Origin of the sequence: Clostridium luticellarii (genome assembly GCF_002995845.1) — a bacterium.
GTDB classification, from domain to species: Bacteria; Bacillota; Clostridia; order Clostridiales; family Clostridiaceae; genus Clostridium_B; species Clostridium_B luticellarii.
Window position 1 is genome coordinate 46,282 of the sequence record NZ_PVXP01000011.1, and the last position, 21,830, is coordinate 68,111.

Below are 21,830 nucleotides of genomic sequence, written 5' to 3' on the forward strand. Positions count from 1 at the left end.
TTCATAACTTTATAATTGAACGAGAGCAGATACTATGAAAAATACCATACACCACGTATATATTAAAGTGGAAACTTGACGTGGTAAAAAAAATTTGTTAAACTTAGTCTTAAATAAAAAATTTAGGTAAAATAAAGGCATAAATTGAGGGTATATGTCAGTTTATTAAAACTCACTAAGAAAAGGAGAGTCCCATGTTAGAAAGCATACAGAATCATCGATACATCACTGGATTAGATGGACTTCGGGCTTTCGCAGTATTAGCTGTAATAGCTTACCATTTCAACTTCAGCTGGGCTGAAGGTGGATTTTTAGGAGTTGATATATTTTTTGTAATATCCGGTTATCTCATAACATCTAATATTTTAATACAGAAAAGTGAACTCAATTTTAGCTTGTGTAAGTTCTGGATCAGACGTATTAGAAGGTTGTTACCAGCTGTCTATATAATGATAACAACCGTTTTTATGTGGTCAGCCATTTTTAAATCTGAGATACTAAGCACACTTAAAGGTGATGCGGCAGCATCAATTGCTTACATAAGCAATTGGTGGTTTATCTTTCATAAAGTTTCTTATTTTGATAGCTTTGGATCGCCTTCACCTTTCAAGAATCTTTGGTCCTTATCAATCGAAGAACAATTTTATATTGTATGGCCTATTATATTGATAGCTGGAATAAAGCTTTTTAAAAATAGAGCAAAACTTTCAAACGCTGTATTTATAACAGTACTGTGTTCGGCAATATTAATGTCAGTACTATATAGACCAGGTGAAGATCCCAGTCGTGTGTATTATGGCACAGATACGCGTGCATTTGAACTTCTTATAGGGTCATGGCTGGCTGTTATCTATCCAATTAAGAAACTGTCTTCTAAAAAAATTTCTGCCAGACAAAGAAGTAAATTAAATATTACAAGTACAATCACTCTTATCATCTTTGTTGCTAGTATTATTTTCGTAAATGAATATAATATATTTCTATATAGAGGAGGCATGCTGCTTTTTAGCTTAAACGCAGCAGTGCTTGTGGCATGTGTTTGTCATCCTGATGGTTATTGGGGCCATTTTCTTTCGCTGAAACCATTAAGCTGGATTGGCAAAAGATCCTATGGAATTTATCTCTGGCATTATCCTGTTATTGTTTTAAGTACTCCAGTTTACCAAATTGGGAACCCAACATACTGGCGTACAGGCTTGCAGCTGGCTGTTACATTTATTATTGCTGAAATCTCATACCGCTTCATCGAAATGCCCATTCGTGAAGATGGCTTCCGAAAAATTTCATTGAAGTATTTGAGATATTTATTGAATAATATTGTGAACACAAGAAAGCCAGTTTTTGCCAGACTAATTTCAATTATTACAATAATAATTTTAGGATTTGGATTTTTGACCGCCTGCGTCAAAAGTATTCATGAAGACAAACAGCAGATAAGCAAAACTAGTGCAGCTGCAGCAAATAATTCACAAAAATTTTCCACAGCTAAAGATTCTGGGACAAGCTCTGATTCTTCCAATAAATCTTATAAAAAAGTACTGGCTATTGGAGATTCTATCATGCTGGACATTGGTTCCAGCCTAAATAAAAAACATACTAATTTTACCATTGATGCCAGGGTTGGAAGACAGCTTAACGAAGCAGTTAAACTGGCACCTACATATGCAGAATTTAATAATTCAAACAATGCAGTCATTCTTGAATTGGGGACAAATGGTTATTTTACAGACCGTCAGATTGATAGCTTGATTAAATCCTTTTCTAAGGCACATATTTATTTAATAAACACACGTGTACCAAGGCCATGGGAAAAAGAAGTGAATAAAACTTTAAACAAAAAAGCTGAAGAGAGCAGTAACATTACATTGATTGACTGGCATTCAAATGCACTCACCCACCCTGAATATTTTGAAGACGACGGTGTGCACTTGAAGCCAAAAGGAGTTGAAGCTTTAACATCGCTTATAGACAAAACATTAAAAAGTGAAAAATGAGCACTTTACAGCTCATTTTTTCTCTTTTACACTAATCATTTGATATGTTCTATTTAAAGGATTCCCCTACAATATCGTCCTTTAGATTTTTCACTGTTAAAACTTTACCCAAATTTGAACTGTAAAGAATAATGCTGTAATCACAGAAACCTTTTTTATGCTGGAAATAGGTGCGAGATAGAGTAAGTGACTGAACTGCTGACATTTTTAATATAGATTGGGTTTTATTGAAGCCCTTGCAGCACATATAGATCAAACTTCCATCAATTCCAAAGGCGGTATTTTTAAATTCAAGGTATCCCATAATCAACAAAAACAACAACAATATCAAAGTAAATATGACAAATTCAGGTTTTATGAAAAAACATACAAGAGCTGTAACTGCCCAAAAAATAACCTTCTTATAAAAAAATCTAAAACCTGCAGTTCTATTCGGTTTTGCTATATTCCCTCTGTATTCAAATTCCCCCAGCAGATTTTTAATAATCTCATCTTTCAGTAAACTACTGCACATTGGATACAATATGGCTTTTTCTCCCTCTTCATCACCATATCCAATGCTTTCAATTTCCATTGTAAAGAATCCGAGAAACTGCATGAGAACTGTCTGTTTTATATGAATTCCCTTTATCTTCTTTCTGTCAAAGCTGTAATTCTTTCTGCTTATGGCTCCATACTTGACATATATTTTATTTCTATCCGACCACATCTTAAAATCATAATATTTCAAAAAAACATATGCTATGGCCAGGAATATGCTGATGACTATCAGTCCTAGTACTATAAACGATACAGTATATATGGCATGGTAGATGTCTTCCTTCTGAAGCTTGTCTATATAAAAAGAAGTATCTATATGGATGAAATCTTTTAAATACTGATCAAAAAACTGCTGAACCACAAACAAAATTCCTATTCCCTTTAATACTGAATTTGATATGAGTGAGTATATGATAAGTTCTCTCGGTTTTATGGTATAAAACTTCTCATTTTCTTCTGCATCACCGCCAGTTTTTCTATTTAATAAAATATCCCTAAGTTCTTCAGCCCTGGTTTTTTTCAATGTAAATTTCAATTCGCTGCCTTTATTGGAGGTCTCTCCAGTATCAATTTTAATGGTGGATGCCTTGAAAATTCTCTCTGCAAGTCTCTGGGAAATATCTATGGTATTGATCCTCTCAAAGGGAATTTCCACCTTTTTTATATTGAAAACCCCCTCTTGATGATATATGGAATTTTCACCTACTATGAAAAAATTTTTTCTCCACAGCAGAAATTCATATAAAATAATCAGAATAAACAGGGCAATTCCTATAAGTATGGATCCTATAAGACCTATTTTATTTATCAGGAATCCCACAGCAACTATAATTCCTATAAATTCTTTAATCAATTTTGCCATATTATAAAATATCTTCAAAATATGATTTCTCTCTATTCTATCCATTTTTCTCTCCCATTTCTATAATTCTTTTAAGCCTTTCAGAAATCATTTCCGCTTCTTCAACCGGTATTGCAGGTATTACGTGACATCCGCCTGCAGTTATTATATTTATGGAAGATATTTTGTAAATTCTCTGAATGGGTCCCTGCTCTATCTTTAAATTCTGAATCCTTGAAATGGGAATGATTATCTTTTTTCTGACTATAATTCCCTTTATCAGTTCAATTTTATCTTTAAATATACCATATTTCCACTGCTGGTACTCCAAAAACGGCCATACAAAACTATCCAGGATGGCCGTTAGAATTATAATAAATCCCAGTATATTCATCAAATATCTAACCATGAATATATGATAAAATTTGGGGATAATGACAAAATGATTTATTAGAACATACACTGTAAAAATTATAATACTTGTTATAGTCCTCCCAATCATCCAGGTTTTTACGGCATTCATATCAATACTTCTATAGTCCATATCCAGCCCCCTATTCAAATCTACAGATTATTTTTGTCCGGCAAAATATGCCTTTCCTGCTTCTGTTAAATATATCCTGCTTTCATATAATTATTATATCAGATTTATGAACAAATGCCTATGTCCTTGAATATATATTGACTGTTACATTCAATACTGGTATGATAAATTTTAGGAAACTAATTAAACTTTTTAAGTTTCTTAAGTTTTATAAATTCGAGGTGAATGTGGTGGATGTTTTGAAAAACAATAAATTATTTGACAATACACGAATTGCTGTCGTTATGCTGTGTCTGGCACTTGCCCTAAGACAGATGTCAATGACCATCGTAATGCCGTTTATATCCACCTACTGTAAATCATTAGTTGGATATACTCCAGTACTGGCAGGGCTCGCCATAGGTGTATTTGGACTTACACAGGCTGTTTTCCAAATTCCCTTTGGTGTGCTAAGTGATGAATATGGAAATAAAAAAATGATGTTGATTGGACTGACCCAAGTGGCTGCCGGACTTTTTATAGCGTATATTTCCAAAAATATCGGTCTTTTAATTTTGGCGCGGGCACTGCAGGGAAGTGGTGCAGTAATTGGCGTGGGCTATTCATGGACTGCAAGTATGGTTGATGAAAAAGAGCGAATTAGTGCCATGAGTTTACTTGGTGCTTTTATTTCGGCAGCTGCAGCACTGGCTTTTGCCATTGGTCCACTGCTGCGTGAAATCATATCCGTTAATCTGATGTTCTTATTCTGTGCAATTTTGCTTTCTTTAAATGAATTATATATTTTATTTTTTCTAAAAGACAATAAAAGCAAAAACAAAAACAGATCCATTCAAAATAATCAAATTTATACTTTGCTTATAGATAAGAATTTTGTAATAATGAATATAGTTGCATTTTTAAATAATTTCATTATGATATCCGTTTTCTATGCTCTACCAATCTATCTCAACAAAGTAACAGGAGAAACTGGAATGTGGAAAGTATTTGTACCTGCAATTGTAATTGCCATTTTAGCTATGAAAAGTACTGTCAAGTACACCCGGAAGGGATTCAATAACCAAGTACTTATGTGTTCTTTTTTAATTTTGTCTCTCGGACTGATTTTCTATTTCAGAAAATCGTCATACATTTTTCTTCTAATAGGAACAACTATTTTCATGTGCGGCTATATTACCCTTGCCACCGTAGTAGCTGCAGATGTAAATGATCTAGTTGCAGATAAATACCGCGGCACGGCAAATGGTATCTTCAACTCATTTCAATATATAGGTAATTTTGTAGGAGCTATTGTAACAGGATGGCTTTGGGGAATATCAGAAACATTGACCTGGTTAATTTTAATGGCTGTTGGAATTATAGGATTTTTAATAATTTGCCTCGGCAAACCATTGGAGGAATCAATATGAAAGAAAAAATACTGGATGTTGCTGCTCAGCTTATTGCCAGATATGGTTTAAAAAAATTCACTTTAGATGAAGTTGCCGCTGAATTGAGAATCAGCAAAAAAACGATCTACAAAAATTTTAAAAGTAAAGATGAAATTATTCATGCTTACTTTACATCATATACTGAAAGCGATAAAGACAGCATAATAGAAGCACTTGAAGGGAATCAAACAATACCGGGAAAAATACATTCCATTGTCTATTCCAGTCATCGTTACAAATTACCAATTTCTTTGTTAAAAGAAACAAGACAATTCTATTCCTACGAGTGGGATAATATACAAGATCTTCGCAAGTTCAAGATGAAAGCCCTGCAAAAGCTGCTAAAAGATGGAGTGCAGGAGGGTATTTTCAAATCTGATATTCACTTCGGCGTGTTGTCAAAAATGCTTGAAAAAATCAGTGGCATGTTTACAGATTATGATTTTTTATTGGAAAACCGACTGAAATCCCGTGAGGCAATAGACGAAGCACTGAAAATTATTTTCAAAGGAATAGTGAAAGACAGCAGTTTTACCAAAAGGTAAAGATGTCATTTCCTATTTTCACTACAATATAAGCAAACTCCATCTGAACCTAAGAATCACTTAATCTCTGTAAACTATAAAATGGGCGATAACAGCTAGAGCTTGAAAAACAAGTCCAATTGTGCAGACACCCTGCCAGCCAAAATTCTGCCAGAAGAGAGTACCAAGGAAAGAGCCTGCTGCACCTCCCATAAAATAAGAAAACATAAATACAGTATTATTACGGCTGCGAACCTTGTCCCCCAGAAGTTGTACTCTTGCCTGATTTGATACCTGACCGCACTGATTTCCAAGATCAAGAATAACTGCACCTAATATAAGACCAATAATATGGTATCCAAAGAGGATAAAACATACATAAGCAGCAGTAGAAAATATTACTCCTATCCTTACAGTAAACCTGGGACTTTTCCTGTCAGCTGCCTTGCCAATAAGTGGTGCCGCCAATGCACCGGCAACTCCAAAAAGGCCAAATAGTCCGGCTTCTCTGGTACCCATATTATAAACCGGTGTCTCAAGCAAAAATATAAGTGAAGTCCAGAATATACTGAAGGAACCAAACATAAAAAAGCCATTCACTGCAGATTCCCTCAGTAAAACCTGATTTTTTATCAAATCCGGAATGGACCTTAAAAGCTCCTTGTAAGGAATTACATTTGCCGGCTTATCTTTAGGAAAAAGCCCTAAAATAAAAGCAAATAGCAGGACAATGAAAAACGCACCGAAAATATACACAACTCTCCAATTAAAAATTGAACCTATTACTCCACTAAAGGTACGTGAGAGCAAAATTCCAATAAGAAGACCACTCATAACATTTCCTATAATCTTGCCCTCCTGACCTTCCGGTGAAAGGTGAGCAGCATAGGGAACAATAATCTGCGGAACAATGGTGGTAAGACCTATTGCAAACATGGATAAAAGCATGACAAAATAATTTTGTGAAAATGCAGTTACAATCAGGGATAAAACTACCAAAACCAACATTCGCAGTATAAGTGAACGTCTTTCGCACATATCTCCCAGGGGCACTATAAATAAAAGTCCAAGGGCATATCCAATCTGAGTGACTGTAGCTGCTATTCCTGCCGAACTCTGTGATACGGAAAAGGCACCCGCAATCTGTGATTCAAGTGGTTGAATATAGTACAAATTTGCAACACAGACTCCGCAGGCAACTGCCATCAGCAAAACCAGTGATTTACTTAAAACAAACTTCTTTTTCTCTCCAAAATCTTTCAATTGTAAAACTCTCCTCAATCAGTATTTAATATCTGAACTTTGAACTTCATATAAAATATATCGGACTTTGGATAAAAAATTATTCTATAGCGTATATGTACTATACACTATGGGTATGGAGAACTTCCTTCAAAGAAGTTTCTCCAGCTGCTCTAAAAAACTATAGATAGCTTCCATGTCCTTCCCGGACTTATCCTGTACACAGGACAAAATAACTCTGTTGATGTTTTCATGATATTTTTTGTGTTCACAATAAGCTGTCCATCCCTTTTTAGTCAGTAAAACAACAGCCTGGGATTTATTTTCCGGATTCAGTGCCTTTACAATTAATTTTTTACCCTCCAATCTAATGAGCGTTTGTGAAACCGCACCTTTTGTAATATTGTTCCTCCTGGCTATTTCTGACACGGAAAGTTTTTCGTTGTCGCCTATGAACTCAACAAGATGAATTTCTGAAAGGTGAAGTACTGTATCCGTACCAAAATTTCTCGCCTTTTTATCAGTTTCATTAAAACGGTTTATGACATCCAATAACTTTCTAGGTAATTTATCTGCATAAAATTTTCTATCCATATTAACAATTGTATACATCATATACACCACTGTCAAGATCAAATGACTCTTAGTTTCGGATAAGCACTCAAACTATATATCCCTGCTTTTAAATTCATGTGCACCAATGAGCGTAAACATTATAAACAAAACAACAGATACCGCATACATATAAGGCGGAAAATTGAAACTTGCATTTGTTGCACCTACCAATACCCTGCCCGGATAATCCCAGGGAAAAAACATCCAGTACCTGGTATTGTCAATTAAAACTGCAGGCAGAGAAAATACCAGCCCAACGCCTAACGGCACAGCAATATTATTGCATTTCATACTCAGATAATATTGAACTGCTATAACAGGCAGTGAAGCTATAATGCAAAGTAACGGAGCATATATTAACTCTTGGGGCATACTCTGATTCTTCGGCGCTATAATCAGGCCGGCTAAAATTGTAAGGATCATAAACAGCACAAGATTTAAAAATACTATGCCGCAGGTAACAAGAAGTTTTGCCCTATAAAGCTGTTCTCTTTCTACGGGCAATGTCAGCATCCACTTAAAATTATCCCCGCTGTTTTCTATTCTCACTAGAACAGCCGTCACTATGGTAATAAAAAGCCCTATAATAAACAATCCATAGAAAAGTGAGCTCTGAGTATACACCTGATTCCATACATTTTGTCCTTTTGAGGTAAAAAGCTCTTTATATCTCAAAAAATTTGTAAAACCCAATATAACAAAAAACAAGGGAACAAACATAACTATATTCAATATTTTGGAGTGCTTCAATTTCAATAATTCCACTTTATATATACTTTTCATACTATTCACCACCTATTTTATATCCCTTTTATCAAATTCCAGAACCCCTATTACAAGCCATAGTATCCCTGAAGCTATCCCAAAAAAAGCTGCTCTCTGGGCGTCGCTTTTATCTCCCGTAGGCATCGCCAGCAATACATTGGCATAGGGAACCACATAGGAGAGAAATTTACTCTGCGCAAGCATATAGGCCCCTATGCTTCCCGCAAAACCCACGGCCGCAGCTGCCAGCGAGTTCTCCATGTAACAGCTTATAAACTGCTCAAAACCCACCACCCCTAAAACTGTACACAGCTCAAATCCTATATAATTGAAAATCAATCTGTAACTTCCGTCAATATGGAACAAGTTTTTTATAATTATCAGAAATATACCGTTTAAAATCACCAGGATAAATGCAGCTGCAAGCACTACAATCCACTTGGACAAATAAATCTTGCTTCTTTCAACGGGCCTTGATATTATCTGTTTCCAGGTTTTCTCACTGTATTCCATATAATTTACAATAACCGCCACTACAACAATGGATAAATTTAGTAGAATAAACCACAAGGTAGAGGCATGGCTCTCATAAATGAGTGCTCCTATCCTGTCGTAAATTCCAAGATCATACAGAGATTTTATATGCTCCTCTGCCATTAAAAAACTATATCTCACGTGCAAATCCGCGGTCAAAAGTAAAAAAGAGAGAACCGGAATGAAAAATACACCCTTCCAGAGTATCGACCTTTTGTATTTCATAAGCTCGGATTTTAAAATTGAAGTAGATGTCATAGTTTTTCTCCCCCTTCAGTAAGATCAAGAAATATTTCTTCAAGGGATTTTTGCACTTCCACAAATTTAAATACCCTATTGTTCTTCAATACCAGCTGTCTTAAAATCTCCTCCGGATCCTCTCCCCTTGGCTTTAATAAAACATCCTTGCCCTCTGTCCTATACTCATATCCACAGCTGTCCAGTGTATCCTGAAGCCTTCTGGAATCCCTGGCTCCTATACAGATCTGACTCTTACTTTTTGAATGAAGTTCTTCAAGAGTTCCTTGAAACAGCATATTTCCCCTGTTTATAATTCCAATATCATCTGCTACAAGTTCAATTTCACTCAGGTTATGACTGGATATGATGACTGTCATATTGTAGAGCTTGGGAAGTCTTTTAATAAGGCCCCTTATCTCATGGATTCCAGAGGGATCAAGTCCGTTGGTGGGTTCATCCAATATAAGAAGTTCCGGTTTTGATATGAGTGCCTGGGCAATTCCAAGTCTCTGCTTCATGCCGAGTGAAAATTTACTAGCTTGTCTATTTTTCCACTCCGTTAGTTTAACAACCTCCAGAACTTCATCAATATATTTATAGTCAAGTTCCAGAAGTTCCGCCGATACCTGCAGATTTTCATAGGCTGTCAAATTTCCATAATAAGATGGCGCTTCCACCATGGACCCAACTCTCTTCAGAATATCCATTCTGTTTTTCTGAAGATCTTTGCCAAACATACGGACTTGTCCACCTGTAGGCTTTATAAGCCCCAAAAGCATCCTTATAGTTGTGGATTTTCCAGCCCCGTTGGGACCCAGAAATCCGTATACCCTTCCTTTCTTTACAGATAAATTTATTCCCTTTACTGCCTTAAAGTTTTTAAAACTTTTCGTCAAATCTATGGTTTTTACAATATTTTCCTCCATACAATTTCCTCCTTGAACTAGCATATGAACATATAATAGATCCTGCAGCTTAAATCCCATTTATCAAAACCTTAAGGGAACCTTAAATTCCATTTGATAAATAAAAAAGCCTTCTATGAAATAGGCTCTATCATAAAAGGTTTGAATTTTACCAAATTTTTTATATCTTTGAAATGTATCTTTCTCTTTTCCTCTAATGATGAAACAGCCTTAAATCTGAAAAGGCCATTACCATATTATAATCATTGCAGGCTTCTATCACAGCATCATCTCTTATGGAACCGCCTGACTCAACAATGTACTCAACCCCGCTTTTAGATGCCCTGTCTATGTTATCCCTAAATGGGAAAAATGCATCAGAGCCTAGAGAAACTCCTTTAAGTTTTGAAATCCAATTTTTCTTCTCCTCTTCCGTAAGCTTTCTTGGAACTTCAGTAAATACATCTTTCCAGTGTCGTGTCTCCTCTTCTGTTACATCATTACGAAGATACTGATCTATTGCATTATCTTTCTCAGCTTTTTTAAGTCCGTCTCTAAATGGAAGTGATAAGACTGAAGGATGCTGTCTTAAAAACCATATGTCTGCTTTTGATCCGGCAAGTCTTGTGCAGTGAATTCTCGACTGCTGTCCTGCACCAACTCCAATCACCTGTCCATCAAGCACAAAACATACAGAATTGGATTGAGTATACTTAAGTGTAATCATTGATATTAAGAGATCTCTCTTTGCATTTTGAGTGAGATCTTTTCTTTTTGTTACTATATTTTTCAAAAGTTCATCTGTTATAATTGCGTTATTCCTTTTCTGCTCAAAGGTTACTCCAAATATTTCTCTTTTCTCCATTTCACAGGGTTCATAATCTCTGTCAATTTGAATTATGCAGTAATTTCCTCTCTTTTTCTTCTTTAAAACTTCAAGAGCCTCCTTACTATAGGACGGCGCAATTATTCCATCAGAAACAGCACTTTTTAATACTTTAGCCGTAGATAAATCAACTTCATCACTTAAAGCCGCAAAATCTCCATAAGAAGACATTCTATCGGTACCTCTCGCCCTGCAATATGCAGTAGCTGCAGGCGAAAGCTCCACATGTTCAACTGCATATACCTTCTTCAGTATGTCATCAAGCTGCACTGCAACCGCAGCACCGGCAGGACTTACATGTTTAAAAGAGGCCGCACTTGCAAGACCTGTAGTATTTTTCAATTCCTTTACAAGCTGCCATGAATTAAGTGCATCCATGAGATTTATATATCCGGGCTTGCCATTTATAATTCTAAATGGAAGTTCTCCTTTTTTCATATAAACCCTGGCAGGTTTCTGATGTGGATTACAACCATACTTTAATATAAGTTCATTATTTTTCATCTGCATTACTCCCTTCCAAATTTGAACACAAAAAAACCCGGGTAAATTATTAATTACCCAGGCGGTCGATACAACTTCTATTCAATCATGCTTCCCATGGTAAACTCCATTTCCGCCAGTCACATGATCACTTATTTATCCATTAAATTATATTATACTCCAATATCCATGTCAATGATTCAAACCTTAACAGAACATTAAAATTTTGTATCTTAGGCGAAGGATACCTAAATGATGCTATAATTAAAATATATATATTTTTGACCATTGGAGGTAAAAATGCAGGATCAAATTTTAGATAGAAAGATACTTTTAATAGATGATGAAGTTGAGCTTTTAAAGCTGATGGAGACGGTCCTTAGAAAAGAAGGCTTCAGGAGAATATTCAAAGGAAAAAATGGATCAGAGGGTATAAAAATATGCAGAAACGAAAAACCTGACATAGTAGTTCTGGACATAATGATGCCGGATATGGACGGATTTGAAGTGTGCAGAAATATAAGGAATTTTTCTTTTGTGCCTATTATCTTTCTGTCTGCAAAATCTGAAGATGTAGATAAAATACTTGCCCTGGGAATGGGTGCGGACGATTATGTAACCAAACCTTTCAGTCCAAAGGAGGTGGCTTTCAGGATCAAGGCACATTTGCGTAGAAATATATATATTAAAAATGAAATGTCAATGAAAAAGAAAAAGATAAGCTTCGGAGACATAACAATTGACCCTGCAAAAGGCGAAGTGTCAAAGTCAGGTAAAAATATAACACTTACTCCCAAGGAATATCACCTGTTATGTTACATGGCCCAAAATGCCAATCAAATTCTAACCAAACAGATGATATGCAGTGAAGTCTGGAAAGACAGCTATGAGGGATATGACAACACAATTATGGTTCATATAAGAAAACTAAGACAAAAATTAGAAGACAATCCTTCCAGTCCAAAATACATAATTACAGCCAAAGGCCTGGGTTATAAGCTGAAAATTCAATGAAGAGGTAGCTTAATATGAAAATCAGAAACAAAATCAAAACCAATTGGAATATCACTACAAGATTTCTTGTAACACTGATATTCATAGTTATAATTGAATTATTTATAAATCTGCTTTTCTGGAATCAGATAATTCTGTATACCAAGGAAAACTTTACCGCTCCCACCCCGGAGAAATTCACATTGAATTTCTCCAAATATATGGCCTTTAAAAATGGAATACCCTTTGTAAAAGAAGAAGGTATAAGACAAATTCAAGAAAACAATGTCTGGATTCAAATAGTAGATGAAAATTTCAGGGAAGTCTATTCTTTTAAAAAACCCAGTACAGTTCCCGTTAAATATATTCCCATAAAATTTGCCCATATCTACAAATACGACATAGCCAACTCTTCCATATTTATAGGCGAAAAGAAATATGGAAGCAGGAACTTTTCCTATATAATAGGTTTCCCTCTAAACAGGGTGGCAAAACACACCCTTGTCTTCAATCCCTCTTCACTGAGAAGTTTTTTCTGGAATGGAGTTCTGCTGTTATTGGGTATGGATATACTGGTGGCAGTAATTATGTCTTATTTTGTATTTGGAAAGAAGATGGGAAAACCACTTCAAAACATAGTCAACGGCATAGATGAACTTTCAAAGGGCGCTTATGGAACTAATTACCAGGAAAAAGGTGTCTATAAAGGCGTTTTTTCAAACTTAAACAATCTAGGCAAAACTCTCGGAGAAAACAAGAAAAAAAGAGAAGAACTGGATAAGATAAGATCTACCTGGATTTCCTCCATATCCCATGACCTGAAAACTCCACTATCCTCCATAAAGGGCTATGCCGAAATAATGAAAGACCCTGACTATACTTTTTCCAAAGATGAGATTCAGCAGTACTCGGAGATAATATACAATAAATCCACCTACATACAGTCATTAATCCAGGATTTAAACTTAACTTACAAATTAAAAAACAAAGCCATACCCCTAAAAAAGGAAGAGGCAAACATGACCCTGCTTTTACAAAATACAATCATAGAAATTTTAAACAATCCCCTTTATTCAAATAAAAATGTGAATTTTTACCCTGAAGATGAAAATATAAAAGCTTTCGTAGATAAAAAATTTTTAAGAAGGGCGCTGAGCAATTTAATTTTAAATGCCATAATTCACAACAAGGACAACGTGCAGATTGACATTTCAATTTACAAGAAAGATAAAATCCATATTACAATAAAAGATAATGGCAGAGGTATACCTGAAAAAGATCTGAATTATGTTTTTGAAAGATATTACAGAGGGACAAATACCAGTTCTTCCACCGAAGGCTCAGGTCTTGGCATGGCAATATCCAAGCAGATAATAGATGCACAGGGCGGAAGTATAAATATAGAAAGTACTCTGGGTGAAGGTACAACTATAAGTATAATTTTATAGCTGACATTTAATATTCAATAGGAACGTACCTGGATTTGTATAAACCAAATCCAGGTACATTCCCCTATTCAATGCTTGTAACCTAGTCTTAATTTATTTTAAAACTAAAAATAGTACTTTATTCTGCTTTTACTACTCTCTATCCGCCTGTGAGGCTGTTTTCAATGACGATTTTTTATATGCAGCCAAAAACAGCGTGGGGATTGCAGCTGCTGCGGTGAAGCCGATAGCCCACCAGAACGAGACGTTGAAGGAATGGGCAAGGGCATGAAGATCGGAGCCGGCCTGGCCCGTCATCTGCTGCTGGGCTACTGTGGCAAGGATAGCTGACCCGAAAGCCCCGCCGATGGTCTGAAAAATCCTCGTGGCGATGCTGGCGTGGGGGACCTGCTCTCTTGGAAGTCCGATATAAGCGGACATCATAATTGCAATCAGCAAGCCACCAAGCCCCGCCCCTCTGATAAGCAGAGCAGCAGCCAGAAAGATCAGACTCGTATCCACACCCGCAAAAGCAAAGGGCAGAGTTCCTACTGCAATAGCAGCAAGACTAATCAGCACAATGTTGCGTGAACCGTTACGGTCGGCCACTTTACCGGCCCAGCTTCTGGTGAGCAGCATTCCTATTCCCTGTGGAAGCAGCCACAATCCGGCATACAGGGCACTTGCCCCACGCACCTCCTGATAATAAAGAGGCAGCATCAGCATAGCCCCGTTGGTGATGATCCCGCACAGGATCAGCAGTATATTGGAAGCGGAAAAATTGGCGGATTTGAATAATCGCACATTCAGAGCCGGTTCGCGTTTTGTCTTCAATGCATAGACAACATAGGATGCCATCAAAACCATGCCGATGATAAGAGGGACATAGACTGTACTACTACTTAAACCCCCATGGCTGGCAACCTGTGCAATGCCGTAAATCAGAAGGGCAAACGCAGGAGAAAGCAAAAGCATGCCCATCACATCAAGGGAGGCCTTCTTTTCCAAATGCTTATCGGCCGGTATTCCCCACAAAGCCAACGGAATGGCTATGATGCAGATTGGAATATTGACAAAGAAAATCGCCCGCCAGCTTAAGCTGTTTACGATAACCCCGCCTAATACCGGCCCAAGGATCGGCCCCAGCAGAGCGGGAACACTGACGATGGACATGATCCGCCCCAGGTTGCGTCCTCCGGAAACTTGTACAAGCTCTGTCTGTAATGTGGGCATCAGCAATCCCGTGCCGATTCCCTGGATAACGGCAAAACTGATTAAACTCTGGATGTTCCAGGACAGCATGGCAAGCACAGAACCGGCCAAAAAGATCGTCACGGAAAAGATATAGGAGTGTTTGCATCCAAATCGCTTGGTGGCCCAGCCTGAAATTGGAACAGTCAGTCCCATTGCCAGAACGTATCCCGTCGTAATCCACTGCACAGCAGAAATGGTTGCCTTCATTTCAATTGCAATGGTATGAATGGCCACATTGACCATGGTGGTATCGAAAAGTGGTGCAAGCGCACCGACTACCAGAATGATGGCAACCCTGAGCACCATTGGATCGAGTTTTTCTTTTGCCGGTTTTACATTTTCTATATTCATGAGAAAACTCCTTTCATAGCCATAATAAGAAACATTAAGTTTCTTTTAAGGCTATGATATAATTAATACAGAGCTTTGTCAATAGAAAACTTTGGGTTTCTTATATATTTTTAACTTTCATTACTCTCACTGCATTTATTATAGCAAGTATAGTAACACCCACATCAGCAAAAACTGCCTCCCACAAAGTCGCTATTCCCCCAGCTCCTAAAATAAGAACTATTATTTTAACTGACATAGCCAGTATTATATTCTGCCACACTATTTTTCTTGTTCTTTTAGCAATTTTTACAGCAGCAACTATCTTTGAAGGCTCATCTGTCATTACCACTACATCAGCGGCTTCTATTGCAGCATCCGAACCAAGTCCTCCCATAGCTATTCCTATATCTCCTATGTTTGACTTTTAAGAATCGAAAAAAGCCTGAAAGGATATTGTTATCCCAACGAACTTTTAATATAATATTATAAACTTATTTTAATAATTGAGATTATTATAAATAAAATACCGATACCGATACATATTTTATATACTTTTTTAGATTCATTATCATTTTTCTCTTTGATTGAATAATAAATTCCTGAGCAAGTTAACCCTATACCTAATACAAGAAATAGAATTAAAAGTAATATTGATTTCATAAAGTTTATCTCCCCTTCCAATTTAATAACAACGATGAATTTAAAATGACCAATACTGAACCTGCATTATGTACAAGTGCACCTACTACCGGACCTAATACTCCTAATACAGCCAAAACAACAGCTATAAAATTCAATGTCATGGAAAATGTTAAATTCAACTTGATGGTTTTTGTTACTTTTTTAGCTAGGCTTAATAAGTGAGGTATACATTTTATATCATCTCTAATAAGTGCAATATCAGCTGCATCAATTGCAATGTCACTGCCAATTCCACCCATAGCTATTCCGACATAGGCTTTTTTTAATGCTAAAGCGTCATTGACGCCGTCACCAACCATACATACAGGTTCATTTTTGTTTTGGTATTTTTCTATTGCAGATATTTTATCTTCCGGCAGGCAATTAGAACATACATCATCTATCCCCACAAGTTTTGCAATATGACATGCTGCCTGGTTGTTATCTCCTGTAAGCAAAATACTTTTTACCTCATTTCTTTCAATATTTTTAATCATGTCAACGGCATCTTCCCTGAGAGTATCAGAAAGTGCTATAAATCCTGATGCATTACCATTAATTGATATATACATAATTGTACAGCCGTCATCCTTATATCTAGAGGTCTTTTCCTCCATTTGTTCTGGTATGGAAATATTATTATCTGCCATCATTTCTATATTTCCGACAAGAATTGAATGATTTACTATTTCAGCTTGTACGCCTCTACCGGCAATTACCTTAAATTCATCAGGCTCATTAATTGAAACATTGGAAATGTTTCTTATATGCTCAATTATTGCCTTACCGAGAGGATGTTCAGATCGAATTTCTGCTGATGCCGTCAATTGTAATAATTTTTCCTTGGATATACTTGGATTAAAACTTTCCACTGTGGTAACGGATAGTTGTCCATATGTAAGTGTACCTGTTTTATCAAAAGATATTCTTTGTATATTTGCCAGTCTTTCCAGGGCATCTCCCTCACGTATCAAGATGCCGTATTTTGTTGCATTTCCTATACCTGCCATTATAGCTGTAGGAGTTGCAAGGACTAGTGCACATGGACAAAATACAACCAATATTGTTACAGAACGTATTATTTCACCTGTAGCAAACCATGTGAGAATTGCTGCGCTCAAGGCACCTGCCACAATCCAGGTAGCCCATCTGTCTGCAACCCCAACTATTTTTGCTTTACTTGCATCTGCTGATCTTACAAGTTTTATCATTCTCTGCAGAGAACTATCTTCACCGAGTTTTACAGCTTTCATATCAAAAGTTCCAAATTGATTTAAAGTTCCACTAAATACCTGATCTCCAGTTTCTTTATCAACCGGGAGTGATTCGCCTGTCATTACTGACTGATCAATAGAAGTTTTACCGCTTATGATTATTCCGTCTACAGCTACGATCTCTCCTGCTAAAACTCTTATAATATCTCCTATCTGGACTTTGCTTGCAGGAATTATTTGCTCTGTACCATTTCTTACAACTCTTGCAACCTGAGGGGTGAGATGTACCAGTTTCTCAATACCTGCACGAGCTTTGCTGACAGTTCTTTCCTCAAGAAATGCCCCTATAGTCATAATAAAGGCAACTTCTCCGGCAGCAAATATCTGATTGATTATAATAGAGGCAACCAATGCTATAGATACCAGTAAATCAGCTTTGATATCAAATCTTGTGACAAGTCCCATAATAGCTTCTTTTACAATTGGTATTCCACATAAAATAATTGAAATCCATGCGGCATCCAAAGGTAATTTACCAATATCAAAGAAACTGACAACAAGCGATATACCCGACAAAAGCATAAACAGAATAACACGTTTTTCTTCATCCTTAAAAAAATTTTTTACTTTTTCCATAAGCACTCCTTTATTTTTATATTATACATATACCCCTATATGTATAATATAGCCTGTTTATTTTTTTGTCAAATAAAAAAACTGTTTATTTTTTATATAAACAGTCTAAAATATTTAAGACATTCGTGAAAAATGCTCCAATGCTTTTGCAAATTGAGCTATGGTTTTTTCTGCATCTCCATGTTGAATTCCATCTCTGACACAGTGATTCAAATGTCCTTCCAAAACTATTTGCCCTACTTTATGCATTGCACTTTTAGCTGCATTAATCTGTATTAAAATATCCTCACAGGGAATATCTTCATCAATCATTTTATCAATAGCATTTATCTGTCCTATGATTTTTTTAATACGTCTATGTAAATTTTCAGAGTCCATACATTGTTTCATAAACTTCACCTTTTCTAATGTGTATTTTAATCTTATTATATATTATAATAGATAAAAAATATATAATGATATAATAAATATAGAACTTTGTCACTAGAAAACTTTGAGTTTCCTATATATTTCTATGACAGAGATATATTTATTGTTGATGTTCGGAGGGAAATAAACATGGATAAACAAAAGAAAGGTACGCGCCGCCGAGGAGAAGTTCTGGAAGAGGCGATTCTGCAGGCCGCATGGGAGGAACTCTCTGAAACCGGCTACACGCATATGACTATGGAGAGCATCGCAACACGGGCGGGCACAAACAAATCCGTACTTTACCGCCGCTGGTCTGATAAGTCTGAGCTTGTGATTGCCGCTCTGCGTAAATATTATTTTCCTAAAATTAAAAATGAGATACCGGATACCGGGAATCTGCGCAACGATGTGTATGCCTATTTGCATGCCCGTGTTGAACCGCTGAAAACAATCGGCACTGAAACCATTAGAGGACTTATTATGGAGCCGGTGATATGGCGCAGGATCATCGCATCCATACCGCAAATCATCGAGCGGAGATCACATAACAAACATAACAAAATGGAAGCGGCTATAACGGCGATTTTGAAAAATGCAGAACTTCGCGGTGAAGTCTGTCTTGAAAAACTGTCACCCCGCATCATCTCATTGCCCCTTGATCTTCTGCAGTATGAGCTGATTAAAAAACTGGAACCCGTATCCGATGAAGCCATAGCGGAGATTGTAGACGATATTTTTATGCCGCTTATACATTCAATACAGTAATATCAAAATCTTTCATAAATGCTTGATTTGGAAAGCAAATCGAGGCCGTAAAAACATAACAACAGTGTTCGTAAGCTGTTTCTGGAATGTTTTGGGCGCAGCAGCACAGTTTCAATACAAGGGATATAACGAATTTATAAACTCCAAAGCCGTTAATTAGAACTTATAAATTTACTTATCCCCAGCTTGGGGCTTGTGGAAAATGTTATCGTTACTCTTAAGTGACCTCACAGTTTTTCGAGTTATGGATCAAAAATTGTTATCAATAGTGCTATGGCACTTACAATAATCATGATATGTGAAAAATATAAACAAATTCCCAAAGTTACAAAGCACAATCAACGTACGAACCGACCGCCGCCGATCAGGCTGAAGCCTCGAAGCAGGTCGAATGCAGAAAGCCCGGCCAGAACAGCACCACCCACCATGACTAAGACACGATGGTCACAACCGGGCCAAATCGGCGTGCTTTCTCAGGATCCTGCGGCCTCTCACACATCACGAGGATGGAAAATACGACGGCAGCCACACCAAAAAACAGATACATCCCAGCCCCGTTTTCCACGTACATATACCACCCTCGAGTAACCACACCATGACCGACGTAGAACATGCCCCGGTAGCCGAGGTAATCGAGTCGTGACTCCATCGCGATAGCCCCAAAGAACGCTGCGATGACCACGATCGCCTGTAACGCGCGTCGGTGCCGACGCATCCGCCACCACCTTTTGATGCTCTTGCGCCATTTGCCAAGATGCGGCTTCTTTCGTTTGATCTGATAATCGGATTCGGCTGCACCATATGCGCACCCATTTACTTTTATGTTTATTTTACCATACCAACCGAAAACTATCACTCCCGTTTCTTTCTACGTCTCTTTCTTGGCCTCATCAGAAGTTTGGATTTACGAAGTTTTCTATAAATACGCCCATAGGAAACAGGCGTTTTTCATTTGAGCAAAAATATAATTGGAAATTAAAATTTCCAGTTATATAAAACTAGATTCAATCTATTTTATATAAATTTACCCATATTTTCTTCTACAGTTCACATTATAATCACCTTTCAGCAGGCTTGATATATTTAACCGGCACGCTGTCAGTAAGCCAAATGCCATTCTTAGATAGGTAGAATTTAAATCTATCTTCTGACATCTGTCTGGCAGCTATAATTAAAACAACCGGATCCCCGTGTCTCTTCCCAACCTTTATAGCCGTAGAATAGTCTTTTGATAAATGTACATACTGTCTGGATTTTCTGATTAATCCCAGGGACAGTATACTTGAAAGATATTTTTTTCCTGTACCATGATATAATACATCCGGCGGCACAATTTCCTTCAATCCCAGATCCACTTTTATAGAATGTCCCTGATTTGCCCTTATTTTCACCTTTTCATTATCAAAGGAATACCTCTGTTTTTCATCACTTGCCACTATTTTTTCCAACAATGCCATATCAATTTTATATCCGCGATCATTCAATCCATCCAGCAGTTCTTTCACAGACATATATCCATTTGCGTCTATTTGCCTGCCTATTACCTGTGGTTTATGCCTCAGTATAAGCGAAATGAATTTACTTAATCTGGTCTCATACAGCTTATTATTCACATTACGCACCTTCTCCCATTCACTGTGAATTAATAATTTACAGCTATGTGACGATGGCTTTCATTTCATTTTCCCCTCTATCTTTTTTAAGATATATTCCATTAAAAAATTAAAATAATAATTCTGCTACTTCCAGGTTACATCTGCCTGTTTTCGAGGAACTGTCCTAAAATATCTGACATCAGGATATCCCAGCATCATACAGTTTACAATTTTTCTTCCTTTTTTAACCTGAAGAAAATCAATAACATCCTGGCTTTCCTTTGCTGCTCTTATGAAAAAACCACTGAAAAGAACTCCGATTCCCAGCGCCTGAGCAACAAGTTCCATATTTGACGATGCCAGTGCGGCATCTACCTGAGATGAAGCTGTGACAACCACCGCTGCTGGTGCATTAAAAAATATCCTGTCATTTTTAGAATTTTGCTTATAGTCCTCACACATCTTCAACCACATTTTTGCATATCTTCTGTACAATCTAGCTTCAACGGTTTTGCTGCCCAGGACACTATTTGCAAGCCTTTCCATACTTTCAAAGGTAAGATCCTTAAGCTGCTTTAAATTGTCTCTTACAACTATGTAGGATACATCCTGTGCGTTGCTGCCTGTTTCAGTAAATCTTCCAGCTTCTATTATTTTATTAACCTTCTCCTGTTCAATTTTTTTATCTTTAAACTGTCTTATACTTCTTCTAAACTTTATAAAATTCAACAGATTATCCGCATCCACCGAAAATTTTTTCTCATCATACTCTTTTACATCTTTCATATCGTACTCATCTATAGATACAGCTCCTTTTGGACAGACTGCAATACAATGACCGCATCTAATGCAGTAATTATCATTGAGTTCTGCCCTGTTTCCATTCATTTCTATACACCTGGGGAAACAATCCTTGACACATTGTCCACATCCTATGCATTTTTCAGTATCTATTTTTATCATTCAACGCATCTCCTT

20 protein-coding genes, 1 pseudogene and 1 riboswitch are annotated in these 21,830 nt (G+C 36.8%); of the genes and pseudogenes, 6 read left to right on the forward strand and 15 right to left on the reverse strand.

Going from position 1 to position 21,830, the window contains the following annotated elements; all coding sequences use genetic code 11:
* Positions 1 to 194 precede the first annotated feature (194 nt).
* Positions 195 to 1,994: an acyltransferase family protein gene (locus tag CLLU_RS05905; RefSeq protein ID WP_106008643.1), complete on the forward strand. Its 1,800-nt coding sequence runs from the start codon at positions 195 to 197 to the stop codon at positions 1,992 to 1,994.
* Positions 1,995 to 2,043: 49 nt separating this feature from the next.
* On the opposite strand, the gene CLLU_RS05910 is transcribed toward CLLU_RS05905, so the two are convergent.
* Together CLLU_RS05910 and CLLU_RS05915 are read right to left on the reverse strand one after the other, a co-directional pair.
* Positions 2,044 to 3,441 carry a PH domain-containing protein gene (locus tag CLLU_RS05910; RefSeq protein WP_106008644.1) on the reverse strand — a complete coding sequence of 466 codons (1,398 nt, stop codon included), beginning with the start codon at positions 3,439 to 3,441 and terminating at the stop codon, positions 2,044 to 2,046.
* Positions 3,434 to 3,919, reverse strand: a complete 486-nt coding sequence (locus CLLU_RS05915) for a PH domain-containing protein (RefSeq protein ID WP_106008645.1) — start codon at positions 3,917 to 3,919, stop codon at positions 3,434 to 3,436. The genes CLLU_RS05910 and CLLU_RS05915 overlap by 8 nt, the downstream gene beginning before the upstream one ends.
* Positions 3,920 to 4,149: 230 nt before the next feature.
* Between CLLU_RS05915 and CLLU_RS05920 the strand changes: the two genes are divergently transcribed.
* Complete coding sequence (locus CLLU_RS05920) at positions 4,150 to 5,328, forward strand: MFS transporter (protein WP_338078769.1); 1,179 nt, start codon at positions 4,150 to 4,152, stop codon at positions 5,326 to 5,328.
* A complete protein-coding gene (locus CLLU_RS05925; protein ID WP_158255888.1) occupies positions 5,325 to 5,894 on the forward strand; it encodes a TetR/AcrR family transcriptional regulator in 570 nt (189 codons plus the stop codon). The genes CLLU_RS05920 and CLLU_RS05925 overlap by 4 nt, the downstream gene beginning before the upstream one ends.
* 60 nt (positions 5,895 to 5,954) lie before the next feature.
* Here the strand turns inward: CLLU_RS05925 and CLLU_RS05930 are convergent, their stop codons facing one another.
* The 6 genes from CLLU_RS05930 to CLLU_RS05955 all read right to left on the reverse strand — a co-directional run bounded on the left by CLLU_RS05930 (position 5,955) and on the right by CLLU_RS05955 (position 11,564).
* Entirely contained in the window at positions 5,955 to 7,079 is a 1,125-nt protein-coding gene (locus CLLU_RS05930; RefSeq protein ID WP_106008675.1) for an MFS transporter, read from the reverse strand.
* Between the two features lie 186 nt (positions 7,080 to 7,265).
* The gene (locus CLLU_RS05935; RefSeq protein ID WP_106008676.1) at positions 7,266 to 7,727 is read right to left on the reverse strand and encodes a MarR family winged helix-turn-helix transcriptional regulator; all 462 of its coding nucleotides are present in this window, start codon (positions 7,725 to 7,727) and stop codon (positions 7,266 to 7,268) included.
* Positions 7,728 to 7,781: 54 nt separating this feature from the next.
* A complete protein-coding gene (locus CLLU_RS05940) occupies positions 7,782 to 8,513 on the reverse strand; it encodes an ABC transporter permease (RefSeq protein ID WP_179977324.1) in 732 nt (243 codons plus the stop codon).
* Between the two features lie 12 nt (positions 8,514 to 8,525).
* Positions 8,526 to 9,287 carry an ABC transporter permease gene (locus CLLU_RS05945; RefSeq protein ID WP_106008648.1) on the reverse strand — a complete coding sequence of 254 codons (762 nt, stop codon included), beginning with the start codon at positions 9,285 to 9,287 and terminating at the stop codon, positions 8,526 to 8,528.
* Entirely contained in the window at positions 9,284 to 10,195 is a 912-nt protein-coding gene (locus CLLU_RS05950) for an ABC transporter ATP-binding protein (protein WP_106008649.1), read from the reverse strand. Before CLLU_RS05950 ends, CLLU_RS05945 begins: the two co-directional genes overlap by 4 nt.
* Positions 10,196 to 10,388: 193 nt before the next feature.
* Positions 10,389 to 11,564, reverse strand: a complete 1,176-nt coding sequence (locus CLLU_RS05955) for a phosphoribosylaminoimidazolecarboxamide formyltransferase (RefSeq protein ID WP_106008650.1) — start codon at positions 11,562 to 11,564, stop codon at positions 10,389 to 10,391.
* Between the two features lie 48 nt (positions 11,565 to 11,612).
* Positions 11,613 to 11,697, reverse strand: a riboswitch (ZMP/ZTP riboswitch).
* A 146-nt stretch (positions 11,698 to 11,843) separates the two neighbouring features.
* Here CLLU_RS05955 and CLLU_RS05960 point away from each other — a divergent pair.
* A complete protein-coding gene (locus tag CLLU_RS05960) occupies positions 11,844 to 12,557 on the forward strand; it encodes a response regulator transcription factor (RefSeq protein ID WP_106008651.1) in 714 nt (237 codons plus the stop codon).
* A 14-nt stretch (positions 12,558 to 12,571) separates the two neighbouring features.
* Positions 12,572 to 13,984 carry a HAMP domain-containing sensor histidine kinase gene (locus tag CLLU_RS05965; protein ID WP_106008652.1) on the forward strand — a complete coding sequence of 471 codons (1,413 nt, stop codon included), beginning with the start codon at positions 12,572 to 12,574 and terminating at the stop codon, positions 13,982 to 13,984.
* A gap of 132 nt (positions 13,985 to 14,116) precedes the next feature.
* On the opposite strand, the gene CLLU_RS05970 is transcribed toward CLLU_RS05965, so the two are convergent.
* The 4 genes and pseudogenes from CLLU_RS05970 to CLLU_RS05985 form a co-directional block, all read right to left on the reverse strand.
* Positions 14,117 to 15,568, reverse strand: coding sequence for an MDR family MFS transporter (locus CLLU_RS05970; RefSeq protein ID WP_106008653.1), 1,452 nt, complete (start codon positions 15,566 to 15,568; stop codon positions 14,117 to 14,119).
* A 100-nt stretch (positions 15,569 to 15,668) separates the two neighbouring features.
* Positions 15,669 to 15,959 (reverse strand): annotated as a pseudogene (locus CLLU_RS05975) (heavy metal translocating P-type ATPase); the annotation flags it as partial.
* A 256-nt stretch (positions 15,960 to 16,215) separates the two neighbouring features.
* On the reverse strand, positions 16,216 to 18,081 hold the full coding sequence (locus tag CLLU_RS05980; protein ID WP_106008654.1) for a heavy metal translocating P-type ATPase: 1,866 nt from the start codon (positions 18,079 to 18,081) through the stop codon (positions 16,216 to 16,218).
* A 114-nt stretch (positions 18,082 to 18,195) separates the two neighbouring features.
* On the reverse strand, positions 18,196 to 18,471 hold the full coding sequence (locus tag CLLU_RS05985; RefSeq protein WP_106008655.1) for a metal-sensing transcriptional repressor: 276 nt from the start codon (positions 18,469 to 18,471) through the stop codon (positions 18,196 to 18,198).
* 168 nt (positions 18,472 to 18,639) lie between these two features.
* Between CLLU_RS05985 and CLLU_RS05990 the strand changes: the two genes are divergently transcribed.
* Complete coding sequence (locus tag CLLU_RS05990) at positions 18,640 to 19,257, forward strand: TetR/AcrR family transcriptional regulator (RefSeq protein ID WP_106008656.1); 618 nt, start codon at positions 18,640 to 18,642, stop codon at positions 19,255 to 19,257.
* A gap of 430 nt (positions 19,258 to 19,687) precedes the next feature.
* Here the strand turns inward: CLLU_RS05990 and CLLU_RS05995 are convergent, their stop codons facing one another.
* From CLLU_RS05995 to CLLU_RS06005, 3 genes are all read right to left on the reverse strand, one after another.
* Positions 19,688 to 20,113, reverse strand: coding sequence for a hypothetical protein (locus CLLU_RS05995; protein WP_106008657.1), 426 nt, complete (start codon positions 20,111 to 20,113; stop codon positions 19,688 to 19,690).
* A gap of 202 nt (positions 20,114 to 20,315) precedes the next feature.
* Positions 20,316 to 20,870 carry an RNA 2'-phosphotransferase gene (locus CLLU_RS06000; RefSeq protein ID WP_106008658.1) on the reverse strand — a complete coding sequence of 185 codons (555 nt, stop codon included), beginning with the start codon at positions 20,868 to 20,870 and terminating at the stop codon, positions 20,316 to 20,318.
* A gap of 126 nt (positions 20,871 to 20,996) precedes the next feature.
* Complete coding sequence (locus CLLU_RS06005) at positions 20,997 to 21,815, reverse strand: nitroreductase family protein (RefSeq protein ID WP_106008659.1); 819 nt, start codon at positions 21,813 to 21,815, stop codon at positions 20,997 to 20,999.
* Positions 21,816 to 21,830 lie beyond the last annotated feature (15 nt).